Annotated in this window: 16 protein-coding genes and 1 pseudogene; 16 read left to right on the top strand and 1 reads right to left on the bottom strand. The window is 58.5% G+C overall.

Annotated features, from left to right (window positions below; translation table 11 throughout):
* Nucleotides 1-205: 205 nt before the first annotated feature.
* From HRR99_RS16440 to HRR99_RS16390, 11 genes and pseudogenes are all read left to right on the top strand, one after another.
* Nucleotides 206-1840: pseudogene (locus tag HRR99_RS16440) on the top strand (ABC transporter substrate-binding protein).
* 73 nt (nt 1841-1913) lie between these two features.
* A complete protein-coding gene (locus tag HRR99_RS16435; protein ID WP_233123777.1) occupies nt 1914-2909 on the top strand; it encodes an ABC transporter ATP-binding protein in 996 nt (331 codons plus the stop codon).
* 56 nt (nt 2910-2965) lie between these two features.
* The gene (locus HRR99_RS16430; protein ID WP_422387361.1) at nt 2966-3892 is read left to right on the top strand and encodes an ABC transporter ATP-binding protein; all 927 of its coding nucleotides are present in this window, start codon (nt 2966-2968) and stop codon (nt 3890-3892) included.
* A gap of 10 nt (nt 3893-3902) precedes the next feature.
* Nucleotides 3903-4829 (top strand): ABC transporter permease, encoded by a 927-nt coding sequence (locus HRR99_RS16425; RefSeq protein WP_233123774.1) that lies wholly within the window; start codon nt 3903-3905, stop codon nt 4827-4829.
* An 11-nt stretch (nt 4830-4840) separates the two neighbouring features.
* Nucleotides 4841-5722 (top strand): ABC transporter permease, encoded by an 882-nt coding sequence (locus tag HRR99_RS16420; RefSeq protein ID WP_065699240.1) that lies wholly within the window; start codon nt 4841-4843, stop codon nt 5720-5722.
* 12 nt (nt 5723-5734) lie between these two features.
* On the top strand, nt 5735-6493 hold the full coding sequence (locus tag HRR99_RS16415; RefSeq protein ID WP_233123772.1) for a glycerophosphodiester phosphodiesterase family protein: 759 nt from the start codon (nt 5735-5737) through the stop codon (nt 6491-6493).
* Nucleotides 6494-6507: 14 nt separating this feature from the next.
* The gene (locus HRR99_RS16410; protein WP_233123771.1) at nt 6508-7419 is read left to right on the top strand and encodes a TIM barrel protein; all 912 of its coding nucleotides are present in this window, start codon (nt 6508-6510) and stop codon (nt 7417-7419) included.
* A 383-nt stretch (nt 7420-7802) separates the two neighbouring features.
* A complete protein-coding gene (locus HRR99_RS16405; RefSeq protein ID WP_233124941.1) occupies nt 7803-10196 on the top strand; it encodes a glucan 1,4-alpha-glucosidase in 2394 nt (797 codons plus the stop codon).
* Nucleotides 10197-10233: 37 nt separating this feature from the next.
* Nucleotides 10234-11238: a phosphogluconate dehydrogenase (NAD(+)-dependent, decarboxylating) gene (gene gnd, locus HRR99_RS16400; protein WP_233123769.1), complete on the top strand. Its 1005-nt coding sequence runs from the start codon at nt 10234-10236 to the stop codon at nt 11236-11238.
* Nucleotides 11239-11337: 99 nt separating this feature from the next.
* Nucleotides 11338-12033 (top strand): ROK family protein, encoded by a 696-nt coding sequence (locus HRR99_RS16395; RefSeq protein ID WP_233123767.1) that lies wholly within the window; start codon nt 11338-11340, stop codon nt 12031-12033.
* 172 nt (nt 12034-12205) lie between these two features.
* Nucleotides 12206-12505 (top strand): hypothetical protein, encoded by a 300-nt coding sequence (locus HRR99_RS16390; RefSeq protein ID WP_233123765.1) that lies wholly within the window; start codon nt 12206-12208, stop codon nt 12503-12505.
* Nucleotides 12506-12593: 88 nt separating this feature from the next.
* Here the strand turns inward: HRR99_RS16390 and HRR99_RS16385 are convergent, their stop codons facing one another.
* On the bottom strand, nt 12594-13142 hold the full coding sequence (locus HRR99_RS16385; RefSeq protein ID WP_233123763.1) for a carboxymuconolactone decarboxylase family protein: 549 nt from the start codon (nt 13140-13142) through the stop codon (nt 12594-12596).
* A 188-nt stretch (nt 13143-13330) separates the two neighbouring features.
* On the opposite strand from HRR99_RS16385, the gene HRR99_RS16380 reads away from it, so the two are divergent.
* Genes HRR99_RS16380 through leuD form a run of 5 tightly spaced genes read left to right on the top strand, consistent with a single transcriptional unit; the run spans nt 13331 to nt 17994 of the window.
* Nucleotides 13331-14053, top strand: coding sequence for an isochorismatase family protein (locus tag HRR99_RS16380; protein WP_233123762.1), 723 nt, complete (start codon nt 13331-13333; stop codon nt 14051-14053).
* Nucleotide 14054: 1 nt separating this feature from the next.
* Nucleotides 14055-15002 (top strand): polysaccharide deacetylase family protein, encoded by a 948-nt coding sequence (locus HRR99_RS16375; RefSeq protein WP_233123760.1) that lies wholly within the window; start codon nt 14055-14057, stop codon nt 15000-15002.
* A complete protein-coding gene (locus HRR99_RS16370) occupies nt 15002-15925 on the top strand; it encodes a polysaccharide deacetylase family protein (RefSeq protein ID WP_233123758.1) in 924 nt (307 codons plus the stop codon). Before HRR99_RS16375 ends, HRR99_RS16370 begins: the two co-directional genes overlap by 1 nt.
* Before the next feature lie 37 nt (nt 15926-15962).
* Nucleotides 15963-17369 carry a 3-isopropylmalate dehydratase large subunit gene (gene leuC, locus HRR99_RS16365; RefSeq protein WP_233123757.1) on the top strand — a complete coding sequence of 469 codons (1407 nt, stop codon included), beginning with the start codon at nt 15963-15965 and terminating at the stop codon, nt 17367-17369.
* Between the two features lie 7 nt (nt 17370-17376).
* The gene (leuD, locus tag HRR99_RS16360; RefSeq protein ID WP_233123755.1) at nt 17377-17994 is read left to right on the top strand and encodes a 3-isopropylmalate dehydratase small subunit; all 618 of its coding nucleotides are present in this window, start codon (nt 17377-17379) and stop codon (nt 17992-17994) included.
* The last annotated feature ends 28 nt before the right edge of the window (nt 17995-18022 follow it).

Raw genomic sequence — 18022 nt, 5'->3', positions numbered from 1 at the left:
AAAGTTCCTCCGCTCAAATGTCACAACAACGTAACATTTGTAACCTAGAGGTAATCGAAGTCGAGAGGCCGGTAAAGGGGTTTAGCCTTACCCGTCGTTCGACACGAAATCGACAGTCCCATTGAACGGAACCTCACGCGGTGCCTTGCGGCGCTGCGCATGTGTCTGCGCGTCCGTATCGTCCTTTGCTCAACAGGAGTGATCCATGCTTTCCATCAATCGCCGCCACGCGCTGGGGCTCATGTCCGCTGCTGCGGGCAGTATCATCCTGCCGCGCATGTCGTTCAGCCAGAGTGCTCGTCCGTCCGTGACGATCGCCGTTCAGAAGATGACCATCTACAACACGCTGGATGTTTGGTACGAGGGATCGAATGTCGGCGAGCGGATTTTCTTCCCGAACCTGTGGGAAGGCCTGATCAATCGCAACTGGATGGGCGATCAAGGCCCGGTGCCGGGTCTCGCGACCGAGTGGCATCGTATTGATGAGAAGACGCTGGAACTGAAGCTGCGCCAGGGCGTGAAGTTCCACAATGGCGACGAAATGACCGCGGAAGACGTGGCATTTTCGTTTTCGAAAGAGCGTGTCTTTGGCAACACAGAGCCAAAGGGCGGCAAGACGATTTTTGAAGATGACAACAAGCCTGTGACCGCCAAGGAGCTGCCCGCCATTGTGCCGGGCGTTGGGCGCCGCCTCTGGCCTGCGTTGAAGGGTGTCGAAGTCGTCGATAAATATACCGTTCGTTTTCACAACGCGACACCGGACGTGACGCTTGAAGGCCGCCTCTATTCCTTCGGCAGTCAGATCACCAGCCGCCGCTCTTGGGACGAAGCCAAGACCTACATGGATTGGGCTCGCAAGCCGGTCACTACAGGCCCTTATATGGTGGCCGACTATAGACCGGACGTGTCGCTGACGCTCGCTGCCTTCGATGAATATTGGGGTGGTCGTCCACCTTTGCAGCAAATCCGTTTCGTCGAAGTCCCGGAAGTCGCCTCCCGCGTCAACGGTTTGCTCTCAGGCTAATATGATTTTGCGTGTGACCTTCCACCCGACCAGATTGCTGCGGTTCAGGCAGCGCCCGGTCTCGAAGTCCAGAACTCCACCATCTGGAATCACCGTATCTCCACCTTCAACACTCAAAACCCAATCCTCAAAAGCCCGCTGGTGCGTCGCGCCATGACGCATTCGATCGATCGTCAGGCGATCGTTGACGCGCTCTGGGCGGGCCAGACCGTTGTTCCCGCCGGCCTGCAATTTGAATCCTTCAAGGCCACGGATATGTTCGTGAATGGCTGGACGGTACCCGAATTTAACCCGGAGCTTGCTCAGAAACTGCTGAAAGAGGCCGGTTACAAGGGCGATCCGATCCCTTACCGCTTGCTCAACAATTACTACACCAACCAGACCGCGACAGCGCAGATCATGGTGGAGATGTGGAAGCAGGTTGGTCTCAACGTCGAGATTCAGATGAAGGAAAACTGGGCGCAAATCCACGACACGGAAGGCGTCAAGGGTGTTCGCGACTGGTCTGCGGCTAACACGATCAACGATCCGATCACGCCTCTGGTCGTGCAGTTCGGTCCCAACGGCGAAGCACAGCAGAAGAAGGACTGGACCAACGAAGAGATGAACACGCTCTCCGTGGTCATGGAAACCTCGACGGATCGTGCTCTGCGCAAAAAGGCCATCACCCGCATGCTGGAAATCTGCGAGCGTGAAGACCCGGCCTATCAGGTTCTGCACCAGAACGCCGTCTTCACCGGCATGAAGTCCTCGCTGAAATGGAAGGCCGCCCCTGCCTTCGCCATGGATTTTCGCACCGCCAACTGGAATTCCTGATCTTTTTACCCTTATGCGCCGGCCGTCTTCATACGGCCGGCGTCTTTATGTTTGAAAATGGAGAGGAGCTCCCATGGCTTCCAATCTCGTGGAACTGCGCGGCCTAAAAGTCGCTTTCGATGGCATTCAGGTCCTGCACGGTATCGATCTCGATGTCGCCCCCGGTGAAGCAATCGGCCTCGTTGGTGAATCCGGTTGCGGTAAGTCTGTCACATGGCTTGCGGCGTTGGGACTTCTTCCGGGCAAGGCGACGGTTTCCGGTTCGGTCAAACTCGACAGCATGGAAATTCTGGGCGCACCGCGTTCTGTGCTGGAAGGCGTACGCGGCAAACGGATCGCAATGATCTTTCAGGACCCCTCAAGCTCGCTCAACCCGGTTCTAAAGATCGGTAGACAGATCACCGAGACGCTCGCCATTCATCGTGGTTTGATGGGTGATGCTGCGAAAAAAGAGGCGCTGCGCCTTCTCGATATGGTCGGCATTCCCGATGCCCGCAATCGCTTCGACCTTTTTCCGCATGAGTTTTCCGGCGGGCAATGTCAGCGTCTGATGATCGCGATGGCATTGGCTGGAGAACCGGACCTGCTGGTCGCCGACGAGCCGACGACGGCGCTCGATGCCACCATCCAGGCACAAATCCTCGATCTGCTGGTGGTGTTGCGCAAAGAGACCGGAATGGCGACCATCTTCATCAGCCACGATCTGGGCGCGGTTAGTGAGGTCTGCGAACGCGCCTGCGTCATGTATGCCGGTCGCATCGTGGAGCAGGGGCCGATTGCGACACTTTTCAGGAACCCCAGACATCCCTATACACGCGGCCTGTTCGATGCCATTCCACGGCTGGATGGTCCGCGCTCGCGATTGATCCCCATTCCCGGAACCGTGCCGCACCCGCGCGATCTGCCGCACGGCTGCGCGTTTTCGCCGCGCTGCTCCCATGTCGCGCTGGATTGCCGTATTCGCCAACCTGAACTCACCGCGCTGGATGATCACCGTCTTCTGTCCTGCCACCATCCGGTTGGCGTCCGGTCTCCATCGGAAACCCGAGTTCTGGAGGCGGTATCGTGACCGCGCCCCTTCTTCAGGCGAAAGACCTCGTTAGAACCTATGAGGTTCGCCAGGGCATGTTCGGCAAATCTGCGCCGGTGCGCGCAGTCGATGGCATCGACCTGACTGTCATGCCGGGTGAAACGCTTGGCATCGTCGGCGAATCCGGCTCCGGCAAATCGACCCTCGGACGCATGTTGCTCGGCATCGATCCGCCCCAATGGGGAGAGATGGTTTTCGAGGGCCAGCCGATGCCGAAGCTTGGCACGACGGAATGGCGGGCGTTGCGTGCGAAGATGCAGCTCGTCTATCAGGACCCGTTGGCAGCGCTCGACCGGCGTCTGACCATTGCCGAACAGATCGGCGAACCCCTCGCCATCCATCATCTCGTCCCCAAGGAGCATCGGGCAACCCGGGTGGCTGAACTGATGTCTGCGGTGGGATTGAGGCCGGATCAGGCGAGTTGTTATCCGCATGAACTGTCCGGTGGCCAGCGTCAGCGCGTCGTCATTGCACGGGGTTTGGCCTCGCGGCCCAAACTTCTGGTCTGCGACGAGCCCGTGTCGGCGCTCGATGTGTCGATCCAGGCGCAGGTGGTCAATATGCTGCGCGATTTACAGGAACAGAACCACATTGCCATGGTCTTCATCAGCCATGACCTGAAAGTCGTGCGCAACATCGCAGACCGCGTCGCTGTCATGTATCTCGGCCGCATTGTCGAGGAGGCGTCATCGGACGTCATCTTCGCCACGCCGCTGCATCCATACACGAAGGCGCTGGTGTCCAGCGTGCCGGTGCCGGGCACGATGCTGAAGGGGCGCACCATCTTGCAGGGCGAGCCGCCAAACCCGGCCAACCGCCCATCCGGCTGCGCTTTCCATCCGCGCTGTCCTGTTGCCGTCGATCTCTGCCGCACCAGCGTTCCGCCACTGCGGCCGGTGTCTGGTGGCCGTACCGCTGCCTGCCATCTGGTGGCCGGTGCCGATCAGCCGGTTGCGGCGTAAGGAACATCCCATGCTGCGTTACGTCTCAGTTCGCTTTCTCCGCGCCTTCGTCACCATCATCGCGGTGATGACCTTTGCCTTTGTCGTTCTGCGTCTGTCGGGAGATCCCGCCCAGATCATGCTCGGCCCCGATGTGCCGCAAGAGGCCGTCGATGCCTTCCGCAAGGAGTGGGGCCTCGATCAGCCGCTTTGGGTTCAATATTTCGCCTATATGAAGTCGATCCTGACAGGCGATTTCGGCGTCTCCATGCGCGACAAGGCGTCTGCCATGCAGCTGGTCATCGAACGTATCCCGGCCACCCTGCAACTGACAATCCCCGCACTGTTCCTCAAGGTTCTGATCGGCATACCCGCAGGCGTTTACGCAGCCCTTCATCGCCAGAGCGCGGTTGATCGCGGCGTCATTCTGGCAGCCATATTCGGTTTCACCATTCCCTCCTTCGTCATGGGCCTGTTGCTGGTGCTGATCTTTTCGATCACGCTCGGGCTGCTGCCATCCGGTGGCCACGATACCTGGCAGCACGGTATTCTTCCGACGCTGACCATGAGCATCGGCGGCATCGGCATTCTCGCCCGGTTTTCGCGAAGTGCCATGATCGAGGTCATGGGCCAGCCCTATATCCGCGCCGCCTCTGCCAAGGGCATGAAGTGGCAGGATGTCGTCTGGCGGCACGCGCTGCCCAACGCCGCCGTGCCCATCGTCACCATCGTCGGCTTCATGGTTGGCACGTTGATTGCGGGTGCCGTTGTTGTGGAATCGATCTTCTCCTGGCCGGGCATCGGTCGTTTGCTGGTGGTGTCCGTCACCAACCGAGACCTCGCCGTGGTGCAATGCATCCTGCTGTTGATTGCCGCCACCATGGTCGTCTCCAACCTGATCGTGGACCTGCTCTACGGCTGGCTGGACCCACGCCTGCGCAGCCAGACCGCCCATTGAGGATTTGAGTGATGACCATCGCAGACACATCGCGCCAGCCCGCACCCGAAGCCTCCATCTTCAGCCGTTTCATCCGGCAGCTGCGTAAAATTCCGTTCTCCGTCACCTTCGGCATCTGCTGGCTTGCGGCGATGATCCTAGTTGCCGTCTTTGCAGATACGATCCGTCCGTTTGGCATCACGGCCATGGATTTGCGGGCTCGCCTGTCGCTGCCGGGCAACCCGGCGCATTTTCTCGGCACTGATGAGCTGGGCCGCGACGTGCTGTCGCGTCTCATCCAGTCCATCCGCGTCTCCTTCACCATCGCCTTCGGCGCGACGATCATTTCTGCTGTGTTCGGCACGACGCTCGGGTTTCTGGCCGCCAAATTCCGTGGTGTGGTCGAGCAGTTCGTGTTGATGTTGGCCGATTTCCAGGCCGCATTACCGTTCCTCGTCATGTCATTGGCGGTTCTCGCCTTTTTCGGCTCCTCCATGCCGCTGCTGATCGGCCTGATGGGTTTTTACGGGTGGGAGCGTTACGCCCGTATCGCGCGCGGTCTGGCCATTTCGGCCAGTGCGCAAGGCTATGCCTCGGCTGTCGTGCAGCTGGGTGCCACACCCGCGCGCGTCTACATGCGCCACATACTGCCCAACGTCGCCGCGACGCTCATCGTCTCCATGACACTGACCTTCCCGGAAATCATCCTGATGGAAAGCGGGCTCTCCTTCCTCGGTCTTGGCGTCCAGCCCCCGGAGACAAGCTTGGGCAACATGGTCGGCTTCGGTCGCGAATATCTGACCCGCGCGCCCTGGATCATGCTGGCCCCGGCCTTCGTCATCATGATGACGACGCTCTCCATCTCGCTGGTCGGTGACTGGCTGCGCGACAAACTCGACCCGACACTCCGCTAAAAGGACACTCCCATGACAAAAATCGTCGGCCATCGCGGCGCCCGCAACCTCTGGCCCGAAAATTCGCTCACCGGCTTTCGCAACGTGTTGGCACTGGATGTGGATGCCGTCGAATTCGACGTGCACCTGACCGACGCTGGCGAATTGTTGGTCATCCACGACGCTACGCTTGACCGCACCACCGACATGAACGGACCTGTTCGTGCGCTGACGCCACAGGGTCGCGAAACGACATATCTTGAAGGGTCAGCGGACACCGTGCCGACGCTTGGCGACGTTCTTGCCGTTCTGGCGAAAGCCGATGGCAAGCAGCTCCATGTCGAGATCAAATCCGACGAGGCGAAGCGGCCCTATCCCGGCATCACGGAAAAGGTGGTCGCAGAGATCGAGCGCTTTGGCCTCGCCAGCCGATGCCATCTTACATCGTTTGATGTTTCGGTGCTGGAAGAATGCCGCCGGGTTGCGCCGCATATCGCGCGTCTGGTTTCGGTCAATGCCGAATGGGCAGCAAAGCAGGGCGGCCTTGAAACCTTTCTACAGAGCGTCGACAGCCTCGTCGATATCGTCGCCATCCATCACGAGCTGATGGCGGCGGAGTGGACGCTCATCACGCAGACACTGCCACTCCACCGGCTCGGCGTCTGGACGCTCAACGACGAGGCGCTGATCCGCCCATGGTTGGAGCGCAAAATCGGTCATCTCACATCCGATAGCCCCGACCTTGTGCTGCGGCTCCATCGTGACATCCACTCCCAAATGCAACCGACCTGAAGAGGAAGACGAACATGGGTAATATCATTGGCACAGGCTTCAATGCCGGCTCTATCGACGGAGAACTGGCAAGCCTCGAACAGGAATTGCGCGTTCTCGCCGATATGGGCGTCGATACCGTCGAGCTGGCACTTACCAGCCTCGACCTTATCGCCGGGGGACGTATTATTGAGGAACGCGCCGAACGGCTCGTCGCTTTGACGAAACAGTTCGATTTTCGCTACACCGTCCACGGTCTCGTCTCGTCCAATTTCATGGACCCGGCGACGTGCCGCTATCAGATCGATGCCGCCAAAGCGCTGGCCGTCGTTTGCGATCGCATCGATGCGCGCATTCTCGTCCAGCACGGCGGATGCCTGCGCGCCGATCAACTGGCGGAGCGTGCAGATGCCGACCGCCGCGAACGCGAGGCACTGTTTGAGCTTGCGGAATTTTGCAAACCCTATGGCGTCCGTATTGCGTTCGAAAACATCTTCACCACGGAACTTGGGCAATACCGCCAGACACCGACCCAGATTGCGGAAACCGTCAGAACTGTCGGTCACCCCAATCTCGTAGCGCTGATCGATTTCAGCCATGCCTATATTGAATCCACCTATCGTGGCCTGAATTTCCGCGATGAGCTGCGCGCCATGGCACCCGTGACCGGGCACCTGCATGTTCACGACAGCTTCGGTCGCCCGCAGGCGTTCTACAAACCATACCATATCCAAGAGAACACAGCGCTTGGTATAGGCGATCTGCACATGCCACTCGGTTGGGGCGATATGGACTGGGACGGAATCTTCGCTGAGCTAACATTCCTACCGGGCACAGTTATGATGATGGAAATCGGTCGTCGCTATCATGCTGAACAGCCGGAAAGCCTTGCACGGGCAAAGAAGCTTCTCGCCGAAAATGATCGCCACATTCGTCTGGCGTCTTAAATTCAGAGAGCTTCCAATTAAAGCAAGCGCATAATCTCGACGATGAATTTCGTTGTCTGGGCGCTTCCCTATATCAACGGGCAAAGCTTGCCGGCCTTATCGCAGGTCCGGCAAGCGTCGGCTGATGCATGGGTTTTCAGGCTTTCGACGTGCGCGCCCTGTCGACGCTGACGTGTAGGTCCAGATAAATTACAAAAACGTAAGTTGTAGGCCGAGATGCGGGAGCCTAGCTTGGATGTGAAGCCACATCCGAAGCGATGTGGAACTCAGCTACGATGGTCGTTCCCTTCGCAACGCGAAGCGTCCATTCGTTTACTACCGAGGTTTCCCCTATGGACCAGGGACAAAAAGCGTTTACTCCCCAAGCATTTACACGCAGCACGATGATCGACAGCGCGCCAGGCGCGCCTGGGGTCGCGGCGCGTTGGACGTCGAGTGCGAAGAATGGCGTTGGAACGGCCCTTTCAAAAACGTCGCCAGTTTGGTTCACGCTCAGTCATGGAATACTTAACGAAATATATTATCCGCGTGTCGACAGCGCTTGCACGCGCGATTTCGGTTTTGTCGTGACCGGCCCGGATGGTTATTTCTCCGAGGAGAAGCGAGACTGCACGTCGGTGACTCATCCCCTTGATGATGGTGTTCCCGCTTTTTCGATCGTTAATACCGCGGAAGACGAGGCGTACCGTATCGAAAAGCAGGTGATCAGTGATCCGGCTCGCAGCTGTGTCCTTCAGCAGGTCACGTTTGTCCCTTTGAAGGGAAAGGCTGCGGACTACCGCTTGACGGCGTTGCTTGCGCCGCATCTCGTTAATTCGGGAGATCTGAATTCGGGCTGGATCGGCGAATATGAGGGGCGGACCGTTCTCTTCGCCAGCGGGCGGTCGCGCTATCTAGCGCTCATTTCAGACTGCCCCTGGCAAGCCGTCAGTGCCGGTTTTGTCGGGGCGTCCGATGGCTGGCAGCAGCTGCGCAAAGACGGACGCATTCTCCAGCAATATCAGCGTGCTGATGACGGCAATGTCGCGCTTGCTGGAGAAATAGACTTAACCGGCGGCCAACGCACGGCGACGCTGGCGCTTGGTTTTGGCCAGACCGAATATGAAGCGGCTGAGGCTGCTACGGCCAGTCTTAATGATGGGTTCGAAAAGGCGCGCAAATTCTACGTTGCAAACTGGCGCGGTTGGCAGAACGGTCTCGTGGCGCTTGATCGCGATAAGAAGGACGGTGTCAACGCCTACCGCGTCTCGACCGCGGTGCTGGCTGCGCATCGGGCTGCCGATCGTCCGGGCGCGGTGGTCGCGAGCCTATCGATACCCTGGGGTTTTTCGAAGGGCGACGACGATCTCGGCGGCTATCACCTTGTCTGGCCGCGCGATCTGGTGGAAACAGCGGGCGGCTTTCTGGCTGCGGGTGATGTCGGCGAGGCGCTTGCGATCCTTGACTATCTGCGGGATGTTCAGGAACCCTCCGGTCGCTGGCCGCAGAACCTGTGGCTGGACGGAAAGCCCTATTGGCCGGGCGTTCAGATGGACGAATGCGCTTTTCCCATTCTGTTGGCCGACATGCTGCGGTGCCGCGACCATCTGGATGCAGCAGGGCAGGGGGATTTTATGCCGATGGTGCGCAGCGCGGCGGGCTATATTCTCGCCAACGGGCCGGTTACCGGCGAGGATCGCTGGGAAGAGGATGCCGGTTACAGCCCCTTCACGCTGGCTGTCGAGATCGCGGCACTGCTCGCAGCCGCTGATTTTCTGGAGGCAGCGGATGATGCCGTGGCCGCCACCCATCTGCGCGAAACTGCCGACTGCTGGAACGAGCAGATCGAGGACTGGACATTTGCAGGGGATGACACCTTTTGCGCGGAACTCGGTATATCCGGTCACTATGTGCGCATCGCTTCTCCCGATGAAACCGGTGCCGCTGTCCTTTCAGGCGCTACGCCGATCCGTAACCAGACGCCTGACCGTTCTTCCTTGCCCACAGGTACGGTCATCAGCCCGGATGCGCTGGCGCTGGTGCGTTTTGGCCTGCGCGCGCCCGATGATCCACGCATCGTTGCAACCGTGAAGGCGATCGACCACAGCCTCAAGGTCGATTTGCCTCAGGGGCCCGTCTGGTATCGCTATACCGGTGACGGTTATGGCGAACATGAGGATGGGTGGCCGTTCGATGGCACAGGGCAAGGGCGTGCATGGCCGCTTCTGACCGGCGAGCGTGCCCACTACGAACTGGCCGCGGGGCACCGCGAGGTCGCCGAAGCACTTTTGACGACGCTGGAAAAATCGGCTGGCGACGGTGGATTGTTGCCCGAACAGGTCTGGGACAGTGCTGATATTCCCGAGCGCGAACTGTTCTATGGTCGCCCATCGGGCAGCGCGATGCCACTCGTCTGGGCGCATTCCGAGCATATCAAACTGCTGCGCTCACTGGCCGACGGTGCGGTATTCGATATGCCTCCTCAGGGTGCCGAGCGTTACATAAGGGCAAAAACGACATCACTCCTACGCATCTGGCGCTTCAACAACCGACTGGCCGCAATTCCGACAGGAAAAGATCTTCGGCTGGAACTTGAAGTACCGGCCCTCGTTCATTGGAGCCTCGATGGATGGGTGACGACGACTGATTCGGAAACGACCAGCTCCGGCCTTGGTACGCATTTTGCCGATTTGCCGGTTCAGGAAGCGCCAGCCGGTTCTACTATCGACTTCACTTTCTTCTGGCCGGGAGAGGGCCATTGGGAAAACCAGAATTTTGCCGTTCGCCTCGGCGAATAATGCGACCGAAACGGTCGAACGAAAACGGAGTGTAAAAATGCAGATTGCAATGGTCGGACTCGGACGAATGGGCGCCAACATGGTGCGTCGCCTCCTTAAATACGGCCACGATTGCGTCGTGTTCGACGTCAATCCAGACAATGTCGCAGCGCTTGTGAAGGAAGGTGCGACCGGGGCCACCTCGCCCGAAGACCTCGTGGCAAAACTTTCGCAGCCGCGCGCCGTCTGGCTTATGCTGCCCGCCGCAATTACACCCAAGATCGCACGGGAGTTTGCCGCTAAACTTGAGAAGGGCGACGCCATCATCGATGGAGGCAACTCCAACTATCGCGATGCGATCGATCTCGCCACAGAGTTCGCCACGCGTGGTATCGACCTCATCGACACCGGCACCTCGGGCGGCGTGTGGGGGCTGGAGCGTGGTTACTCGCTGATGATTGGCGGACCGAAGGCGGCCGTCGAGCGGCTCGATCCGATTTTTGCGTCACTGGCCCCCGGCGCGGGACAGGGAATTACAGCTGATCCAACCACCGGCACTGCGCCTATGGGTTATCTGCATTGCGGTCCATCCGGCGCGGGTCACTTCGTCAAGATGGTTCATAACGGCATCGAGTATGGCGTGATGGCAGCCTATTCCGAGGGGTTGAACATCCTCAAGGCTGCGAATGCGGGAACCCGCACCCGCGAAGCCGATGCAGAAACCGCACCGCTGGCCCACCCGCAATATTATCAGTTCGATATTGATCTCCCTGCTGTGACAGAGGTTTGGCGGCATGGCTCGGTCATCAGTTCCTGGTTGCTCGACCTGACCGCGGAAGCGCTAAAGCAGGACCCGCATCTCGAGCACTATGATGGGCGCGTCTCGGATTCTGGAGAAGGACGCTGGACCCTTCAGGCAGCCATCGAGACAAGTGTTCCCGCACCAGTGCTCTCGTCCGCGCTTTTCGAGCGATTTTCCTCACGTGGCGAGGCGGAGTTTTCGGGCAAGGTGCTCTCTGCGATGCGCCACGCGTTTGGCGGCCATCTCGAAAAGGCGAAATAGAGGAAATGCCGTTGAGCAGGCCATACTGTGGCTTGCTCGCGGTATATAACCGCTGCCGCGTGCTCGGATCGAGCCCACTTGACGATGATGGAAAACAGGATGACGGATCATATGGTGAAGGAAAAAGATCGCACCGTGCTGACGATCGATATCGGTGGCAGCCATGTGAAAATCCGTTCCAGCGCGGGCGGCGAAGAAAATAAGGTCGAGAGCGGAGCGGCGATGACCGCACAGGACATGGTCGCTGCTGTGAAGGCTATGGCGGTTGGGATGCATTACGACGTGATCGCCATCGGTTATCCAGGCCCGGTCGTGCACAACAAGCCGCTGCACGACCCCGTCAATCTGGGTGAAGGCTGGGTTGGCTACGATTACGCTGCAGCCTTCGGATGCCCAGTTCGCATCGTGAATGATGCGCTCATCCAGGCTATCGGCTCCTATGTTGGCGGGCGAATGCTGTTTCTAGGTTTAGGCACGGGGCTCGGTGCTGCGATGATGGTCGAAAATGTGACCCAACCCATGGAGATCGCGCATCTGCCGTATCGAAAAGGAAAGACATATGAACATTATGTCAGCGAAGCCTATCGCAAGAAAAAGGGCAATACGGTGTGGCGCAAGCGCGTCTTCGATGTCGTGAAGCGCCTGACTTCAGCCCTTGAGCCTGACTACCTCGTCATCGGCGGCGGCAACGTCAAAAAACTCGAAACCCTGCCTCCCAATTGCCGGCGTGGTGACAACGCACTCGCTTTCGAAGGCGGATTTCGTCTTTGGAAGGACCCGAATCTTATTGCTTGAATTTTGATCCAGACTTTTGGGGTGCTAGATCCGTTCCAGGTATTCTCTCAAAACTGATGGCAAATCAGGATGGGATGTTGTTGTGGATTTGGCTACCTCCAGCATCGCGTATGGCGTATACGGTGAGGTGCGATGCCGCTCACCGGTATCGTCGCTTACTCGGTGAATGCTGATGAAAAACAAGTTGTTCTGGGTATGGATATCGGTTCTCGTGATACCGGTTCTCACCTTGATCGGCGCGCAGGTTGATATAAATCCTGCACCGTCCATCGGTGGTGGAGGCTACGATCTCGGTCCGTTTCTGTATTCCTGGCTGTTGGTCATTATCGCCGCAATGTGGTCGCTTTGCACTTTCGCGGTAGCTGTAGTCCATCGGGAAAGTGTAACGAGAAGCAGGTATCTCGGCCTAACAGGCGTCGGGGTCGTCACTCTCGCTGCGATCCTGCTTTTCTACGGGAAGAACCTGTCGTAAGCGCACCTCATATCCACAAGTGCCTTGGCTATCCATATTGATTCCGAAACAGTCGCCAACGTGGAGTTTTACGGTCACGTCTAAAATTTCAAGTCACTGGCGATATTGGGTTCAGTGAGAGCTCGGACGCGACATTGTCGTCAAGAGGCGTATCATACGTCATCAGAATACCGCCGAGGACTGTGTAGAAACCAACCGTTGCGATCAGATCGAACACGGCTTCACGGCCAATCGTCTCAGCAAGTTCGGCTTCCAGAGTTGCGGGAATATAGCGTAGGTCCATAAGGGCGTCGACCGCTCTGACGATCAAGCCATCCTCGCCATCCGGCATGGCAGCGATGGCGCTTATGCGTTTGTCGGTAAAGCCCAGAGCGCGCGCCCTGCTGACATGGTGTGCCCACTCGTAATGCGAGGCGAGGCGGTGGCCAGTGCGCAAAATGACGACTTCCGAACGGCTGGCCCCCAGCGCGCTGTTCTTGACGAGGTGTTGTCGAAGAGGCGCCCAGCTTCGCAAGAGAGCAGGGTGGTGCGCCATGGTGCGATAGACATTGAGCTGGCCGGCGAATCCATCGCGCAGATCACTGATGCTTTCTGGCCAGTCAGCATCGGTGATCGGTGGGCATGGTGAAAGCGTCATGGTTTCTCTCCGTCAAAAGGGCTTTGGTTGCTCACTTTATCAGCATGAACGCTGGCATTTGCGAGGCAACTGCTCAGACAAAAAGCGTCTTCTAAAAAGAGCGACGCGCTTTTCAAAAGGGACTTTACAAATGATATAAAGTGATAACAATAGAAATAATAAAACGGCGCCTTTGCTGAGGAAGCGACTTGTATTTCGGTCGTGTGAAGGGTCGCAATGCACTGGAGGTCGTCATGGAAATGTCATCGCTTACCGCACGTGAACTTTACGAAAACGCCAAGGCAAATCCTACGCGCAAGCGTTTTGGGTTCGGTCGCAAGCCAATGCTAATCAACATCGATCTGCAATGCGCCTATACGTCTCTCGGCGAATTCGTCTCCGCTTACGAAACCGACCCCCGGCAGCTCGAATACGTCAACACGCTGTCAAATCTCGCCCGCGACAAGGGCCTGCCCGTGACCTGGACCTATGTGGCCTACATGGAATCGGGTGAGGATTGCGGTGTCTGGGGCACGCGCACGAATACGCCGGATTCCCTGCAGAACATCAAGGTCGGTTCGCGCAGAGCCGAGTTCGATTCGCGTCTGGAGATCGATCACGTAAAGGACATCGTCATCAACAAGCGCATGGCGTCACCGTTTCATGAGACCAATCTCCAGTCGTTGATGGTCTGGCACCAGTGCGACACGGTTGTTTTGACGGGCGGCTCCACATCTGGCTGCGTTCGCGCCTGCGTGGTGGATTCGATTTCGCGCGGCTACCGGGTCATCGTTCCTGAAGAGTGTGTGGCAGACAAGCATGAGAGCCCGCATTTCGCCAATCTCTACGATATCTCCGTGAAATATGGCGACGTCATCCCGGTCTCGGATGCCATTGCCTGGTACGAGGCCTATCAGCCGGAGGTTCGCTGAGATGGCCGCTGAAGACACCGCCATGAAGTCTGATCTGGGGCTCTACGATTATCTGCCCTGGCCCAACCGCCCGAAGATCGTCTGGCCCGGCAACAAGAAGATCGCGGTCTGGATCGCGCCGAACATCGAATTCTACGAATACAACCCGCCGAACAACCCGACCCGCACGCCCTGGGCGCGGCCAAACCCGGATGTTCTGCAATATTCCCATCGCGATTACGGCAACCGCGCCGGTTGGCAGCGGATGATGGCGGCGATGGACAAAGCGGGTTTTCGCGGTTCTGTCTCGCTCAATGTCGCGCTGTGCGATCACCACCCTGAAATCATCAAGGCCTGTGCGGATCGCGGCTGGGAGTTCTTTTCCCACGGCATCTACAACACCCGTTATGTCTATAATCTCGATATCGAACAGGAACGCGCCGTCATCCGCGATGCCTTCGATACGGTGCGCAAGCACACCGGTCAGGAACTGGCAGGATGGCTGTCGCCAGCACTGTCCAACAATTTCTGGACGATGGACATTCTGTCGGAAGCGGGCATTCAGTACACCTGCGACATGTTCCATGACGACCAGCCAATGCCGGTCAAGGTCAAGTCCGGCAAGCTGATTTCCATGCCGTACTCGCTCGAGATGAACGATGTCATCGTTTACAACAGCCAGAAGGTCACGCCGCGCCACTACGGCGAAATCATCAAGCGGCAGTTCGATCAGCTTTATAAGGAAGGCGATGAGAGCGGGACTGTCATGTGCATTCCGCTGCATCCCTATCTGGTAGGTCAGCCGCATCGCATCGACGCCTTTGCCGAGGCCATCGACTATATCGCTGGACATGACGGCGTTTGGCAAACGACAGGCCGCGAGATCGCAGCCGCCTATCACGCCAGCGGTGCCTATGACGCCATGAGTGCTGCCATGGTCGCCCATAATTCCGGGAAGGGAGCGCGCTGATGTCTATGCCTGAAGACTATCTCAAATACCCCGCCCGTCATTATGGCATGGATCATGACCGCTATGCGTGGAGCGACTTGTTCACCCGCAAGCCGATTGCCTGGCCCGATGGCGCGCGCATCGCGCTATCCATCGTCACCCATGTCCAGCATTTTCCGCTCGACATGCCGTCCAAACCCTTTAAGGCACCGGGCGCGTTGTCCATGCCTTACCCGGATTTTCGCTATTACACGAACCGCGATTACGGCAATCGCATCGGCATTTTCCGCATCCTCAAGCTTCTTGCCGAAAAAGAGCTGGAAGTCAGCTTCGCCATCAACGGCGTGATTGCCTCGCGTTATCCGGCACTGATCGAAGCTGTCATCAGAGGCGGGCATGAAATCATCGCTCATGGTCTGGATATGGGCAAGGTCCATCACTCCGGTCTTGGCGAAGACGAGGAAAACGCAATCATTGCCGAGGCTTTGAGCCTGCTTCGCGAAGCAAGTGGACAGAAGGTCGAGGGTTGGTTGTCGCCGGGCCGTGCGCAGGGGTTCAACACGCCCGATCTTTTGGCGCGCAACGGGATCGCCTACAGCCTTGATTGGGCAAATGACGATCTTCCCTACGAGATGCAGACAAAAAACGGTTCGCTGCTGGCCATGCCCATGGCCTACGAGACCGATGACCGTGTGGTGGCCGACGAATATTTCCAGTCGGAAGCCGAATGGGTGCAGCAGGTCAAGGACCGGTTCGATGTGCTCTACCGCGAAAGCGCGCAATATGGTGGTCGCGTCATGAGCCTGCCGCTGCACAGCTGGGTGTCCGGCATGCCGTATCGTGTCGAATATCTGCGTGAAGCACTGGATTACATCCTGTCGCATGAGGGTGTGTGGAACGCACCCGCGGGTGACATCTGCGCGGCGTTCCGTGCCGCTGGCTGAAACCGAACGTCGAGCCGAATAACAGGAAGACAAGGTCATGGCGCAAGCAGCCGCACCGCGCACAATGTTGGGCAAAATCTGGGATGAGCACGAAATATTGCGGCATCCAGCAGGTCCGTCGCTGCTTTATATCGACCGCGATATGATCCACGAGGGCAGCTTCCATGCCTTTGCCGATCTCAAGCGGCGTGGCTTGAAGCCCCGGCGTCCGCAGCAGATTTTCGGTGTTGCCGACCATTATGTGCCGACACTGGGGCGAACATCGCGCGATGCGGCAAGCCCGGCCATCGCCCACATGATCGACACCTTCGATGAAAACATGGAATGGGGCGGAATGCGCCATTTCGGACTGTCGAGCCGTGAACAAGGTATCGTTCACGTCGTGGCACCGGAACAGGGCATCACGCTGCCGGGCCTCACCATCGTCTGTTCCGACAGCCATACGTCAACGCAAGGGGCGCTGGGCGCCATCGCATTCGGTATCGGCCAATCCGAAAACGCCCATGTTCTGGCCACCCAGACCCTGTGGCAGTCTCGTCCCAAGACGATGCGTGTCACCATTGACGGCATGCTGGGGCAGGGCGTGACGGCCAAGGATGTCATGCTGGCGCTGATTGCGAAGATCGGAGCTGCGGGGGCCGGTGGTCATGCCATTGAATTTGCCGGTCAGGTGGTTCGCGATCTCTCCATCGAGGGACGATTGACGCTTTGCAATATGTCAATCGAGGCCGCTGCCCGCTTCGGCATGGTCGCGGCGGATGACACGACGTTTGCCTATGTGCGAGGTCGCCATTTTGCGCCATCGGAGCCGGAATGGGACGGCGCGGTTTCCCATTGGCGCACGCTTTCCAGCGACACCGACGCTTTCTTTGACGCGGAAGTTAGAATGGACGGTGCGGAAATCGCGCCGATGGTGACATGGGGAACAAGCCCGGAAGATGCCGTTTCGATCAACGGACGCGTTCCTGATCCAACAAGTTTCGACGGTTCCGACAAGCGCAAGGCGGCGACGAAATCGCTTGAGTATATGGAGCTTGCGCCCGGCACGCCGCTGGATGGCCTGAAACTGGATAAGGTCTTCATCGGCTCCTGCACCAACAGCCGGATCGAGGATCTGCGGGCGGCTGCCTCCATTCTCAAAGGTCGCAAGGCGATGATCCCGGCCATCGTCGTGCCGGGATCGACTCAGGTGAAAGAGCAGGCGGAAGCCGAGGGCATTGCGCGCACCTTCCGTGAGGCAGGCTTTGAATGGCGTGAATCCGGCTGTTCCATGTGCGCGGCGATGAACGGTGACGTGGTTGGTCCCGGCGAACGCTGCGCCTCCACCTCCAACCGCAATTTCGTCGGTCGTCAGGGCCCCGGCGCGCGCACCCATCTGGTCAGTCCGGCTATGGCGGCTGCCGCTGCCATTAGCGGCTGTCTGACCGACGTGCGCACGATGTGAGGGCACAATGATGAAAGCATTCACTCGCGAAACATCAACGGTAGTCGCCATACCCGGCGTCAACTGCGACACGGACCAGATCATTCCCGGACGCTTTTTGAAGGCGGACCGTGCGCAGGGCTATGGCCAGTTTCTGTTCCACGACATCAGGCGCGACGAGCATGGGGAAATCGACGCTGCATTCCCGCTGAACAAGCCCGGTGCCGATGCCGCGACCATTCTTCTTGTCGAAGATAATTTCGGTTGCGGATCGTCCCGCGAAGGTGCTGTCTACGCGCTGGTGGATCAAGGCATCCGGGCGGTGATCGGGCCGAGTTTTGGCGACATCTTCTTCAACAATGCGCTGAAAAATGGGCTTGTGCCGGTTCGCCTGGCGGCTGAGCATTGTGATGCGCTGGCTGAACATCTCGCCCGCTTTCCCGACGCGGAGGTTACGGTTAATCTTGAGGCTGCACAACTGATCCTGCCGGGCAATCTCGGCACCCACCGCATCGCCATCGATCCCTTTGCGCGGGACTGCATTCTGCGTGGTCTGGACGAGATCGAGATGACATTCACATACATGGAGCAGATCACCGCCTTCGAGACGGATCGAATGGCGTCGCATTCCTGGCTGGGCCGTTGACGGGCGGACCAGCGAGTTTCTTTTGCCG

Source organism: Agrobacterium vaccinii (genome assembly GCF_021310995.1).
Lineage (GTDB): Bacteria > Pseudomonadota > Alphaproteobacteria > Rhizobiales > Rhizobiaceae > Agrobacterium > Agrobacterium vaccinii.
This window is presented reverse-complemented; position numbering and strand designations above follow the sequence as displayed.